Consider the following 13,709-nt stretch of genomic DNA (forward strand, 5'->3'; position numbering starts at 1 on the left):
TCATTTTAATTAAATATTACCAAGTAAGTTTTACCAAATTATTTCCTCCTCTTAAAATCCAACGTTATGAAAAAGAAAGCAATTTTATTGCTCACTCTCCTGTGCTCATTTAGTAAAATTTATGGGCAAGCTGATCCCGGTTCATCTGGTATTAGTTTTAATCAAAGCAATTTTTCGAGAAATCAACTCGGTACCCTTACAGTTAATTTAGGTAATTATTCGGGGGAGCAGTCCTATGGTGCCGACTTAGGTGCGTATGATGCTGTCTTCGTCATAACTCTACCTTCCACCTTCGCCATTAATGGGACCATTACATTTGAAACCGGTGATTATTTTAATTTGATTTTGACCAAACAGACTAAAACAATCATGGGTGCTACGGAAATCACATTAACTTCTCCATCAGGTATCCCCAAAGGCAGGCAAGGTAAGGTTGTGATTCCAATAACTGCAATGACAACCTTTGCGAGTATATTGTATGCAACCGTGTTGACAATTCCAAATCAGACTTCTCCGCCTTCCGGAAATTTGGATCCCTCCAATGATTTTCGATATTCACCGGTTTTTGTAAGTGTGCCATTACCAGTTAATTTAACAGATTTTAAGGCTTTCGGGGAAAATACTTCTGTTAATTTATCATGGTCTACAACGGAAGAAACAAATAGCGAAAGGTTCGATATTGAGCGTAGCAGTACTGGCAGACAATGGGAAGTTATTGGTTCCGTAGCGGCACAGGGAGAAAGTAAAGCACAGAATGAATATTATTTTACAGACAAAAATCCATTAAACGGGAATAATTATTACCGACTAAAAATGATTGATTCTGATCAGACTTTTTCTTACAGCAGAATAAATCAGCTTAGTATTGATAATTTAAAAATTAGCGTATATCCTAACCCGGCTACGGATTTCATTTTAATTGAAACTGCTGAGCTGAAAAGTTTAAGAAATATCCAGTTGTTTGATATCAACGGATTTATTATTTATAATTCAGGAGAAAAAATTACATCTTCAATTGATGTGAGAAATATAAAAGCCGGAACGCATATAATAAAAATACATAAAACAGACGGTTCTGCCTGGACGCAGAGAATATTGGTAGCAAATGGAAGATAAATTCGTTAGCCAGTCCTGATAATATTAGTTAATTGGGACTGGTTCTTTATTGCATCCTAAAACCGGTAATTTTATATTTATAAGATATAAATTTTCATATTTAAATCTTTGGAGTTTGAAAGGTTTCAATTCCTTCTAAACGCTATTGAGCGTAAGATTTAGCACTTTGAATTTCTAAGCGAATACAAGTCCAGGTTGTATATCAAGATGCTTACAACTTTAAGGAATAAAGTATATCTAATCTTGAAACTAAGATAAAACGAACTATTCCTGATCTTAGGAATTTTTTGGCTGGGACAACGGCAGTGATCCGGCGGCAATGGAGGAAATTTAACACTGTGTCCGCCAAACTTTTGTCAAAGAAATTTGCTGATAAGCCGAACAGTTTCAGGCGTTGACCGCTCATTGAGCTTGTGAAATGAGCTGGTTCTCAAATAAAAATAAGTTTTGATATGCTTCGATATTGTAATTCAAAATATTTGTCTGAAATTTGAATACGCTATCAGGAATAATGAAAATTACCCCCTTTATTAAGTTTGGTTTAGTAGTTGTTTTGCTTGCCTTAAATTCTCCTTCTTCGTATGCGCAGCGTGGAGACGTGAGGCTTGCCCGCGGGTCTAATGTCATGCTGCAGGTGCCGATCAGGACGGTTCTGGGAGCGTTGCCCGGGAAGACACAAACACGGCAAAAAGATGAGCCTGAGAGGCCAAATATTATTTTTATCCTTACAGACGATCATCGCTGGGATGCTTTGGGAGCAAACGGCAATAAGCTGATTCGTACACCAAACCTCGATGCGCTTGCGACACGCGGAATTCTTTTCAAAAAGGCTTATGTAACTACCTCAATCTGCTGTGTAAGCAGGGCGAGCATTTTGAGCGGACAATATATGTCCCGTCATAAAATCAATAATTTCAATACAGATTTTTCTAAACCGGCGCTCGCTAAAACCTATCCCGCTTTGTTAAAAAGGGCAGGTTATAAGCTCGGTTTCATTGGCAAGTTCGGGATTGACGATAAACGGCAGCCGGATTCCCTTTTTGATTACTGGGCAAGTGCAAAAGAGGAGCAGCCGGTGTATGAAATGCGCAACAAAAGCGGAAAGATGATTCATCACACCGACAGCGTTGGAAAAGATATCTCAAAGTTTTTATATCAGTTTGCCAACGGCAAGGAGCCCTTCTGTTTGTCAGTGAGCTTCAAAGCGCCTCATGAACTTGACGGACGCCCACCCACATTTCCTGTTCAGGAACGGTTCAAAAGTTATTATGACGGCGTAACTTTTCCGGAACCGGTTACAGCAGATCCAAAATATTGGAACAGCTTTCCTGATTTTTTCAGAACCGACAAGAATATTGCCAGGGAACGGTGGAAACCTTTGCTTTCTACACCTGAGCTTCGTCAGGAAACTACAAAAAATTACTATCGTTTGATTTCAGGTGTAGATGAGGTGGTTGGGAATATGGTCGCTCAGTTGAAAGAGCTGGATATCGATAAAAATACAATCATTATTTTTATGGGAGACAACGGTTTCTCGCTTGGGGAACATGGCCTGGAAGGTAAATGGTATGAATATGAAGAATCTATCAGGGTTCCGCTTATCATCTCCGGAGCTCCTTTGCCCAGGAAATTACGAAGAGAAAAAACAGACAAAATTGCGCTCAATATAGATATTGCCCCAACTATTCTTGCATTGGCAGGTGTTGCAATTCCTTCCTCCGTTCAGGGTAAAGATCTCATCGGGGTTTTAAGAAAAAAGGTTGCTGAAAGAGATGATTTTTTCTACGAACACACATTTTTGGGAGGCCCGTTATTGCCAAAAGTGGAAGGTGTAGTAACGAAGAATTTTAAATACATACGGTATATAGAAAAGAATTACGAAGAGTTTTACCATACCAGAAGGGATCCTTTTGAAACGACAAATCTGATTGTAACCAAATCTAAAAGTAACGAGCTTGCCAGACTTCGTAAGCGGTATGGAGATTTGAAAAAATCAGTAAAGTAACTTTGATTCGGTTTTATCACGTCAGATATGGATTGCTGTGTTTATTACCCAAAGCTGTTGGGTGGAATCTGCTCTTTTTCTGAATGTTTCTGCTTCCTCTTTCAACTTTTTGGATTATCCTGCTCTTATTTGTTGTGATTCTCTTTTGATATCGAGGAATTAAAATTTCTTTAAAACTTTCTGCTGCGATGAAGCCTGAATTGACTTCGTCTTTCTTTAAGTTTTGTATTTTTGGGCCACTATGTCATTACTTCCTGCTCATAAACACGCTACGCCGGTATTTAAAAAAGACCAACCGGACGATAATTTCAAATTCCAGCCTTTACCAAAACCTACTGGTAGTTATCCTTATCACCTTTCATTAGAAAAAATACGGTCTTCCGTAAGTGATAAAAAGCTTGTGTTCCAAATGGTTGGTGACACAGGCAGCATCAGAAGTCCGGATTTTCAGCAGCTGGTGGCCGGTCAGATGAAAAAACAGTATGATGAGGAGATCGCGCAGCCTGACAAACCTGCATTCCTGTTTCATTTGGGAGATGTTGTTTACAATTTTGGTGAAGCAGAAAAATATTCGAGGCAATTTTTTGAACCATATGACGACTATCCCGGACTAATTTTTGCCATCCCGGGCAATCACGACAGCGATGTAAACCCCGACAATCCGGTTCCATACAAAAGTCTGGATGCATTTACCAGGGTCTTTTGCAGTACCGAATCATTGCCCGTTCCGTTCAGCGGAAAAACGGATCGTAAAAGTATGATTCAGCCAAATGTTTACTGGACACTGGAAACGCCGCTTGCCAACATCATCGGTTTGCATGGAAATGTAACAAAGTATGGCAGCATAAAAGAAGAGCAGCAGAAATGGTTTTTTGAGGAATTAAAAAACGCGCAAAAACAGCGTCCCGAAAAAGCGATCATTGTTTGTATCCATCACGCTCCCTATTCTGCGGATATCAACCATGGATCAAGCCAGCCGATGATTGAGCTTTTTGACAGGGCTTATAAGGAAACCGGAATTCATCCTGATATTGTTTTCAGCGGGCATGTTCATACCTATCAACGTTTTAGTAAGAAATACGATGATGGCAAGTTTGTGCCTTTTGTCGTTGCAGGAGCCGGCGGCTACGACGAGCTACATGCGGTTGCTGCCCTTTCCGACGATCGTTTTACAGCTGAAAGTCCGTTATTCGACAACGTAAAGCTTGAAAACTACTGCGATAATAAACATGGATTTTTGAAAATAACGCTTGAAAAAACCAGCTCAGGCGTTGAATTAAGAGGCGAGTATTATACAATTCCCCATGAGAACATTACAGAAACGTATTTCCCGGCGGCCTTGGCTGATAAATTTAACGTGACGATAAATTGAAATAGTTTTTATAAAAGGCGAACCCGACATCATACTTAATGTTCATTGTCAAACTAACTTTTGTAAACTAATTATTTAAATCATCTTTACAAATTTCCTGTTAAGGATAGCAATTTGGAACACATCCGGGGTTTTGAAATTCTTTTGTTTAATATTATAGAATGAATACGAAAACAGGTTTGAAAGTTGTTTGTTTGAAGTATTTTTTAATTTAAAGTTGATATTTAATCCGAGAATAAATACTCATCTATTTATTAACAATCGTTTCCTTTAAGGTAAGAAAATGTGTCTTACCTCGTAAACCAATATGGATCTCAGGTGTACTCATTTGTTAATGTATAGATTTTGCTTTCTGTTGTTTATTGGATTTATTCTCACATGCTTATGTGATGTAAAGGCACAGCACGCTTTGATGGAGAGGTATATCGTAAAGCAGTATACCGATGATAGCGGCCTTCCCCAGAATAGTGTAAAAAATGTCGCTGGCGATAAAGATGGGTTTATATGGCTTACAACGGAAGGCGGGCTTGTAAGATACGATGGACAGCGCTTTTACACTTTTGATAAATCGAATTTACCTATTTCAGAAAGTCGGTTTTACATCATACAGCCATCGCTGAAAGGGCCTGATCAGAATATTTTATATGCAGGTTCCGACGGTGCCGAATTTGTAAGGATCGAGAATGGAAGGGCAGTGGTTGATCCGGACTATTATTCAACAAAAATCAATAAACTTCCTTTTATTAAAGATGGCTATCAGTTCACCTACCTTGCTTCCGGAACGCCATCTTTATTGAACTCTAATGCTTCACAAAAACATTACGTAATCCCGACAGGCCAGGGAGAAGGGAATTTTTATATCTGTGATTTTAATCAGATAACGCATTATCGAAATTGGCAAAAAAAATCGCAAACGCGTTATACAAGACCGAATTTCTTAAATTATTTTACAATCGGGCAACGACTATTTTACTTTGAAAGTGACGGGACATTCTCACGCATCGATCAGGATTCGGTTGCCAGAGTGAAAATTGAAGGCGCAATTTTGAAAGAGCCTGGCGTTAAAAATCTAAGAGATGGTTCCCGGATTTATTGGAATCACGCGTCTGATCAGGTTTTTATGTACGTGAACGGAAATCTTTATCTCGTTAAGGAAAACGGAAAGGGTGAGTTGGATACCAGTCTTTTGCTCAGGAAGTTTGATTTGGTAGGCCGTAATATTCACTGTATCTATTTTAGTAAATCCGGCAATACCTTGTTTCTGGGAAGTATGACTCAGGGATTATTTGTACTGGCCAAACAGCTATTTGAACCTCTTACAACAAAGGGAAGTGAAGAAGAAAATGTTTTTTACGCGCAAACAGCTTTTGAGGAAAATGCTGTACTGACGCCCCGTGGCATTATTCTCGGAAAAAACAAGGAAACGGGCCAGGTTTTTGAACGCAAGCTGAACCCGGTTATTGCCAGCGGTGATGATGGACGTTCGATGTTAACGGATCAAAAGAAGTTCCTTTACATAAAAGCGGGGGAGTTTTTAAACCGTTTTGATGCGAGTGGAAAAAAACTGCTCAACAGATGGGATCTGAAAGATGAAATAAAACAAATTTATGCAGACACGGATGAGACTATTTGGATAGGTCTTAAAAATATGGGATTGTATAGTCTTCGTTACAACGAGCCGACAGATGAACCGCAGCTTTTCCAAAAGGAGCCCTTTTTCAGAGTATCTTTTATTCAGTCAAAAAAGCCCGGAATACTTCTGGTTGGAACGGAGAAAGGGCTATTTGAAGCAAATTTGGATACGAAAAAAGCTAAGCTGATTCCAGGTACAAAGGGTGTTTTTATTAAAAGTATTTATGTTTCAAATCCCGGAGAGATCTGGATTACGACGCGGGAGGACGGCTTATTCCTTTATCTAAATGATAAGATTGTAAGACTCCCGTTAGACAATAACAAATACTTATCGGGCGCTCACTGTATTGTGGAGGATCAAAATGGGTTTCTATGGCTGCCAACGAATAAAGGTCTTTTTCAGGCGCAAAAGAGGGATTTGCTTCATTATGCCAATTTGAAAATTATGTCAGATGAGAAGAGAAACATGACAGAGAAAAGTGAAGCGCTTCCCGACGTTTTTTATCAATACTATAATAAGGACTACGGATTTCTTACCAATGAATTTAACGGCGGCTGTACGCCCTGTGCCGTGCGACTTTCCGGCGGTTATCTGTCTTTTCCTTCTTTGAAGGGATTGATCTGGTTTAAACCGGAGGAGATAACGGCACCGCTGCCAAATGCATTGATTTTTTTAGATAGAATGGAACACAGCGAAGGTCTGGTGTCGTCTCCTGGCGATACGGTACATCTGCCGGTAAATCCACAGCGTATTAATTTTCATTTTTCAACCCCGTATTTCGGTAATATTGAAAATCTGAGTTTGTCCTATATTCTTTCTGACAGGGAGGATATTGAACCCGAACTTGCCCGGTGGATTCCAATCTCCGGTCATGAGCTTACCGTTTCTTTTTCAAGTCTGGGTTCGGGAGAGCATATTTTGTATATTAAAAAGAAACAGGGTTTTGGTTTGAATAACGTCAGCATAAAAAAAATACGAATCATTGTTCCTCCTTTGTGGTATGAAACCTGGTGGGCGCGTGTGAGTTTCTTGTTGATTCTTTTCGCAGCTGTTTATGGCTATAACCTGATCCGTTTATATCAGATCAGACAAAAAAACCGGAGACTTGAACTGCAAATCATAAAACGAACGCGTATCCTGAACCGGACGCTCAGTGAGCTGGAAGTATCTCAAAAAGAGGTAAACCGGCAGTTATATATGATGTCACGGTTGCTGACTTCAATGACCCATGACATACAATCGCCATTAAATTATCTTATGCTTACCTCAGGAAAAATTCCTGAACTGATTGAAAAAGGAAATCTGAGTATGGTCAGTGAGATTGGCGAAGTGATCTCGCAATCTTCCCGTCACATGAGCGGTCTGATGAAGGATTTGCTGGATTACATAAAAACGCACGTATACGGTAAAAGCATGAAATTTGAAGATATCAATCTCAAATCGCTTGTTGAAAGTAAATATGAGGTTTTCAAAAGTGCAACGGAAAGCGAAGGAAACCGGTTTGTAAATCTGGTGCCTGACAATTTTATTGTTTTTTCTGATTATCAGATGCTGGCTATTATGATCCATAATTTGATGGATAATGCCACAAAGTTCACAAAAGGAGGATTCATCCAGATTTCTGCGGAAATTGTAAAGGGCCGGATGAATCTGACCGTATCAAATAGCGGTATCCCAATGCCAGCAGAACAGATACAAATGTTTAATGAAGAGGGCAAGGATTTTAATCCCTCTTCGACAATAGCGAGAAAAACCGGGCTGGGACTTTTGATAATAAAGGAAATAGCCGTTTTAATCAACGTGCGTCTAAGTGTCAGCCAAACGGATACAACCGATTTCAGATTGATTTTTAACGAGATTACGAGTTTCTCATCAAAGCCACTTTTTTAGAAAGTTCTATCGGATCTCTTACGCCAAGCTTATCAAAAATCCTTCTTTTATAAGTACTTACGGTATTTTGCTTAACATTCATTATGGAAGCAATTTCCTTCGTCCATTTTCCTTCGACGATCAGCTGCATCACCTGTAATTCTCCGGGCGACAGGCTTGCTACCAGATTATCCTCCCCATTATTATTCAACAATGATTGCTGGACGAGATAACTGACATACTTCTTTTTGGCAACAACAGTTTTAACAGCTTTTTTAAATTCATCCTGGGAGGCCTTTTTTGAAATAAATCCGTTCGCCCCGGCCTGTAGGTAGGGTACCGCATATACCAGCTCATCATACCCCGAATGTATCAGGATAATTACTCCCTGTTTTTTTTCTCTTATGGTTTCAATCATCTGAAGGTTTTTCCCGCCCGGAATGTCAATGTCAAGAATAACCAGATTAATTTCTTTTGTCTCAAGAATTTCCAGCCCTTCCGGAAAAGTGCCAGTGTGGTGAATGATTGCCGTGGGCTGTAAATCCGCTATCATCATTTTAACACCCAAAACAATGAGAGGATGATCTTCTATCAGTAAAATTTTCATGCTTATTTATGAGGGTAAGAATTCTGCCCGGCTTAATCTTAGGTATCGTTATCTGACAACCCGGAAGACTTTCAATGTTAAATATTTTGTTTAGGATAGCAATACTTTTGAAATAGAAACAAAAAAATAGCCAAAGTCCGAATTAACGAGGTTATTTTTTTTTCAAATATGACTTAAAAGATTGGCTTTAGTAACCTATCGGAGCTACTTCATTTTGTAGATATTTATCGACAGATCGAATTTAATCAGAAAATTCATTTTATGACGTGCTATTGTGCCTTGATAAAGTTCCAAGGAACGCACCATTTAATTCACAATATTTTCTCGACTTTCCTGTCCGGTATTTTATAAAATTTGTTTGTATCCACTCTCTTGAATAACTCCTACTCGTATTTGTGGTATTTGGTGTTTTTGTGTGTAGAAAAAATACTATATGGTCATAGATATGTACCCAAAAACCTGATTTTGAGGATGCGCGGATTGTCGAAGTTAGTGAAATGGTCTAATTTTGAAATGCGTAGAAGTTCTATTAGCTAGAAATATTACTATTTTTTTGAATATAGAATTTTAAAACAAAGAGCTTAAATATTTACATAAAAAATTAATAATTAACGCACTTGAAAATATTAATGTCCTCATTCATCAACAGTAATCATCACACTTTAACCATCCAAAACAGTATCATTCTAAACTTTTCTATGAAAAAACATCTAATCATTCTTCAAACAATTTTGTGCATTTTTATTTATGCGGGTGCTTCCGCACAAACGTTTCCTGTTTTGCCTGCTCCGGACTATGGAACGGATCATGATGCCTTTATCAATGGCACTGTTACAGTAGATGGCTCAACACAAACACCAGCAGGAATTGTTGCCATTCTGTCGAGGGTGGTTACTTCACCTTCAGTATCTTATGTTCCCGTTTCTTATGCATTGACGAATACAGATGGTCAGTTTAGTTTAAGTGGTCAGTCCGGTGTTACTTACAGGGTAACATATCAATATCCTACTGCAGGTTTTACCACTTTGAGTGGAGGAACTTCCGCCAATTTCGTAGCGGCAACCGGGGTTAATACCCTAAGCAGCGGACTGGTATTAACAAGAAAGGTTAATACTATCACAAAATGTAACGTATCTCCAACCGACCCGACAAACTGGGGTGGAACAATCCTGGTTGAAAAGCCGGTAGCTGCCAGTAACTTGACAACATTGAGTACGGTTACTGTTTTTACATCATCTTATGTTGTAAATCCTAAGATTGAAATTAGCGCTGGTGCTTCTGCATCTGTTTATTCCAAACTGGATATCGGAGCAAGAATTTTTATTGATGGACCTGAGTTGACACCATCGCACACGCTTGAGTCAACGAAAAAATTTGCGGGTGCACGTACATCGGGCCCGGACCAAAGAATACACATCAATCTGGGAGATAAATTAACTTACTACGACATATCATCTGCTATAACTCAATCTACTGAGTTAGACGCCGTGCCAACAGAATATACAGATATATCGGCAACTACTGTTCCTTTCCAGGTTGCCGCCAATGCACTTACCGCTACGGAGAATGAGGGTGGAAATGCCGGTTTTGTTTTGTCTACTAACGCTGCTGCGGGTGTTTGCCTTGTGTATACATATACTACCAACCCTCTGCCTGTAACACTCTCTTCTTTCACTGCAAAGGCAAAAGTTTCGGAAAATACGAAGACCGTAGCACTAAACTGGTCCACCACATCTGAAGTAAATAGTGATTTATTCAATGTAGAGCGCAGTTCAAACACGAAAGATTGGAAATCGGTAGGGTCTGTTACAGCTTCGGTCTCAAGTGAAGTTGAGAAAAAATATTCTTTCAACGACGTTCAGCCTGCCAGTGGAGTTAGTTACTACCGTTTGAAAATGATTGACAAGGACGCAACTTTCGCTTACAGCAGAATTGTTAAAGTACAGTTTGAAGGTAATAGTGAACTTGTAACAGTTTATCCTAATCCGGTGGCAGAAGAGCTTTTTGTAAAAGATGCGGACAGCGAAACAGTTAAAGAATTATCAATTTTCAATGCAGCTGGTAAATCTGTTTATCAAACAGCATCAATCTCATCGGACAAAGGTATCAATGTGAAAAACCTTGCTTCTGGTATGTATATTGTTAAGATCTCTCGTAATGATGGGACTTACAAAACACAAAAGATCGTTATCAGAAAATAATTTAAGCTGATGAAACTTAAAAGCCTGGTCTGCCGAAATGGTGGACCAGGCTTTTTGTTTTTCAATATTCTAATCTGTTTATTCGGATCCGAAGAGGGTTTAATTCCCTCCTTTAACCCTGTTCTGAATATCCTCACTGCCTGAGTTTCGTTTTCTTGCGGGTGTAACTTCCCTACCAAAACGATAGGAAAATGAGACGGTAGCCATACGGCTGTCGAAACGAATATGACCCTCCATATCCAGGTTTTCGTAGCGGGCAGTGTTACGTCTTTGCCGGGTTTGGAAAATATCGTTCACCATTAATTTGATTGTACCTTTTTTCTTCAGTATTTGTTTTTGACCTCCTGCTGAAATAACGTAATAGCTTTTGGTAACAAAGACACCGTAAACGGATTTTGAATTATAAAAACCACTAAGCTCTGCTGAAAACCCTTTTCCCAGCTGGAAGATGTTCTGGCTATTGACTGAATAACTCCAGATACTGTTATTTAGATCACCGCCATCCTGGTCACCTTTATACCGATTGTGAAGCAGGTTTGCAAAATTGTTGCTTGTCCACCAGCTCGCAGGCTGTATGGCAGCGGTAAAACTAATACCGTAATTAATAAAGCTTTTCAGGTTTTGCGGACTTTGGTAAGTTGTGTTAAGTGAATCAACCTGTCCCATCATCCAGTTCATAACATCGTCAGTATAGCTGTAATTAAGCGTTGTCGTAAATTTGCCTTTGTAAGAATGACTAACTTCAATCGATTGGGTAAGTTCCGGTTTCAGGAAGGGGTTTCCTTCATAATATAAAAACGGGTCGCGGAAAAAACGGAACGGGTTCATATCCGAATAATCCGGCCGTTCCACCCGTCTGCCATATGAAAACTGTCCGCTGTGATCGGGTGTAAATGTTTTTGTGACAAAAAGACTTGGAAAAAGCTGAAAGTATTGTCTTTTAACCAATGAGTCCGTCGTAACCTGATGCCCTTCGGTTTGTGTATTTTCTCCTCTGAGTCCGGCCTGGACACTAATTGAGCCAAACTCTTTACTAAAATTGATATATCCCGCATGAATTGTCTCTTTATATGTAAAATGATTGCTCCATGACGGATCCGGAATCCATTCATTATTTCGAAGTGTATCGTATTTAAGATTATTATCGACGAAAACATAACTGCTCTTCCAGCCTGTTTCAAATTTTGCCTTTTCACCGAAAGGCTGTGTATAGTCGAGTTTTCCAACATAAACATTGGTGACGGAAGGAACATTTCCCCTTCTTACCGAACGTGTTTCCAGACCCGGATTTTCCTGGTTCGGGAAACGGGTATCCATGCTTTGGTTCGACCGGTTATCGTTTAGTGAATAATCCAGATCTGCTGAAAGCTCGCGACCGCTGTCGTTGAATTTATGTGCATAGTTAAGGTTGTAGGCCTGGCTTTTCCAGCGGTCCAGGTTGTCGTTATGTGTTTGTGGCTGGCTTAATACTTCGCCTGAGGACGAAACCAGCAGGTTGGAAGTATTGTTGTCGTTGATGTATTTGCCATGATTTCCATTAAACAAGACACCCAAAGTATTTTTATCATTTAGAAAGAAATCGGCACCCAGCTTGTAATTATTGGTGTACAGCGGCTCGTTTGTAGCAGAATTTTGATAAGAAATCCTGGAAGGAATTCCTGAATTATCGTCATGAAAACGCCTTATGAAAGACAGGTATTCGATTTCACCGCGATACGCATGATCGTAACTTCCATAAAGGTTCTGCTTCCCGTTACGATAATTCAATCCGGCGCCCCCTCCATAACGGTTAGCCCGGCTTCGTGCTGCGTTGACATACATGTTTCCATTAATTCCGGCCTTCTCATTTTTTTTCAAAACAATATTGATAATCCCCGAATTACCGGCGGCATCATATTTAGCGGAAGGGTTGGTGATCAGCTCAATTTTTGAAACAGAACCTGATGACGTTCCCCGGAGAAGAGTAGTCAGTTCGCGCTGGGAAAGATAGGTGAGTTTTCCATTTAGCATCACGCTCACGCCTGGTTTACCTTTCATGGAAATATTTCCCTCATCGTCCACTGTAACGCCCGGAGCCTTTTCAAGAAGTTCCAATGCGGTATTTCCCTCAGACAGAATGCTGTTTTCAATATTTAAAACGGTGCGGTCTATATGCTGTTCAATCAGGGGTTTTTGCGCTGTTATTGTGACAGCGTCCAATGTTTTGTTTTCTGCTTCCAGTATAATACTTTCGATGCTAATCAGTTTCTTTTCAGACGTTAGGCTAAAATTTTTGCTTCGATAAGTTTTATATCCAACAAGACCTGCCTGGACAAAATAGGAACCGGTATTTACTTTTTCAAAAATAAAATGTCCCGAAGAATCACTGATCGAGCCTTTTACGATTGTTGAGTCAGCCGCTTTGTGCAGGGATATAGAAGTAAACTCAACAGCTTTTTGTTTATCATCGATCAGTAAGCCCTTTATTGTACCCGAAGCTTGCTGTGAAAAGCTGTATAGGGGTGAGATCAGACATATCATCAAAAGCCCTGATTTTAAAAGGCGGGATAATTTTTTCATAGTTAGAATGAGTGGATTAATAATTTATTCAGCGGCGGAGTGGTCGGTTTTTTTAAGGAGTACAGGAAAGTACGGTCTCCCGATATTTTATCTGCAAATCCTGTTTCGACCAGCCAGTTCAAAGCCTGGTAAACAGAACCAATACATAAGTCTTTACGGTCTTTTCGGATAAGCAGCCAAAGCGTTTTTGCAGGAACTGCCTGATCAAAATTTTTTAAATAAGTAGCAACCATGATTTTCTTCTCAGCTTTGCGCAAATTGTTGTTTATGAAGTACAATTTGATTTCTTCGTCAATCGACATAGTAATACCAGGCAGGTAGTTAGTTGAAAACCTGAATAGAAAATC

8 protein-coding genes are annotated in these 13,709 nt (G+C 39.5%); 5 read left to right on the forward strand and 3 right to left on the reverse strand.

Features of this window, described 5'->3' with window-relative positions; genetic code table 11:
• Positions 1 to 66: 66 nt before the first annotated feature.
• The 4 genes from E0F88_RS25580 (at position 67) to E0F88_RS25595 (ending at position 8,016) form a co-directional block, all read left to right on the forward strand.
• Positions 67 to 1,116 carry a T9SS type A sorting domain-containing protein gene (locus E0F88_RS25580; protein WP_131961133.1) on the forward strand — a complete coding sequence of 350 codons (1,050 nt, stop codon included), beginning with the start codon at positions 67 to 69 and terminating at the stop codon, positions 1,114 to 1,116.
• A gap of 511 nt (positions 1,117 to 1,627) precedes the next feature.
• A complete protein-coding gene (locus E0F88_RS25585; protein ID WP_131961134.1) occupies positions 1,628 to 3,121 on the forward strand; it encodes a sulfatase family protein in 1,494 nt (497 codons plus the stop codon).
• A gap of 241 nt (positions 3,122 to 3,362) precedes the next feature.
• Positions 3,363 to 4,493, forward strand: coding sequence for a metallophosphoesterase family protein (locus E0F88_RS25590; RefSeq protein WP_131961135.1), 1,131 nt, complete (start codon positions 3,363 to 3,365; stop codon positions 4,491 to 4,493).
• Positions 4,494 to 4,905: 412 nt separating this feature from the next.
• Positions 4,906 to 8,016: a sensor histidine kinase gene (locus E0F88_RS25595; RefSeq protein WP_165940147.1), complete on the forward strand. Its 3,111-nt coding sequence runs from the start codon at positions 4,906 to 4,908 to the stop codon at positions 8,014 to 8,016.
• Here E0F88_RS25595 and E0F88_RS25600 read toward each other — a convergent pair.
• Positions 7,985 to 8,602, reverse strand: coding sequence for a response regulator transcription factor (locus E0F88_RS25600; RefSeq protein WP_131961137.1), 618 nt, complete (start codon positions 8,600 to 8,602; stop codon positions 7,985 to 7,987). The genes E0F88_RS25595 and E0F88_RS25600 overlap by 32 nt on opposite strands.
• Positions 8,603 to 9,300: 698 nt before the next feature.
• Here E0F88_RS25600 and E0F88_RS25605 point away from each other — a divergent pair.
• Complete coding sequence (locus E0F88_RS25605; RefSeq protein ID WP_165940148.1) at positions 9,301 to 10,803, forward strand: T9SS type A sorting domain-containing protein; 1,503 nt, start codon at positions 9,301 to 9,303, stop codon at positions 10,801 to 10,803.
• 99 nt (positions 10,804 to 10,902) lie between these two features.
• Here E0F88_RS25605 and E0F88_RS25610 read toward each other — a convergent pair whose 3' ends face one another.
• Both E0F88_RS25610 and E0F88_RS25615 read right to left on the reverse strand, forming a co-directional pair.
• Positions 10,903 to 13,362: an outer membrane beta-barrel family protein gene (locus E0F88_RS25610; protein ID WP_131961139.1), complete on the reverse strand. Its 2,460-nt coding sequence runs from the start codon at positions 13,360 to 13,362 to the stop codon at positions 10,903 to 10,905.
• 2 nt (positions 13,363 to 13,364) lie between these two features.
• Positions 13,365 to 13,664: a hypothetical protein gene (locus E0F88_RS25615; protein ID WP_131961140.1), complete on the reverse strand. Its 300-nt coding sequence runs from the start codon at positions 13,662 to 13,664 to the stop codon at positions 13,365 to 13,367.
• Between the last annotated feature and the right edge of the window lie 45 nt (positions 13,665 to 13,709).

The sequence above is a fragment of the Dyadobacter psychrotolerans genome (assembly GCF_004349265.1).
In the GTDB taxonomy this organism is placed as follows: Bacteria; Bacteroidota; Bacteroidia; order Cytophagales; family Spirosomataceae; genus Dyadobacter; species Dyadobacter psychrotolerans.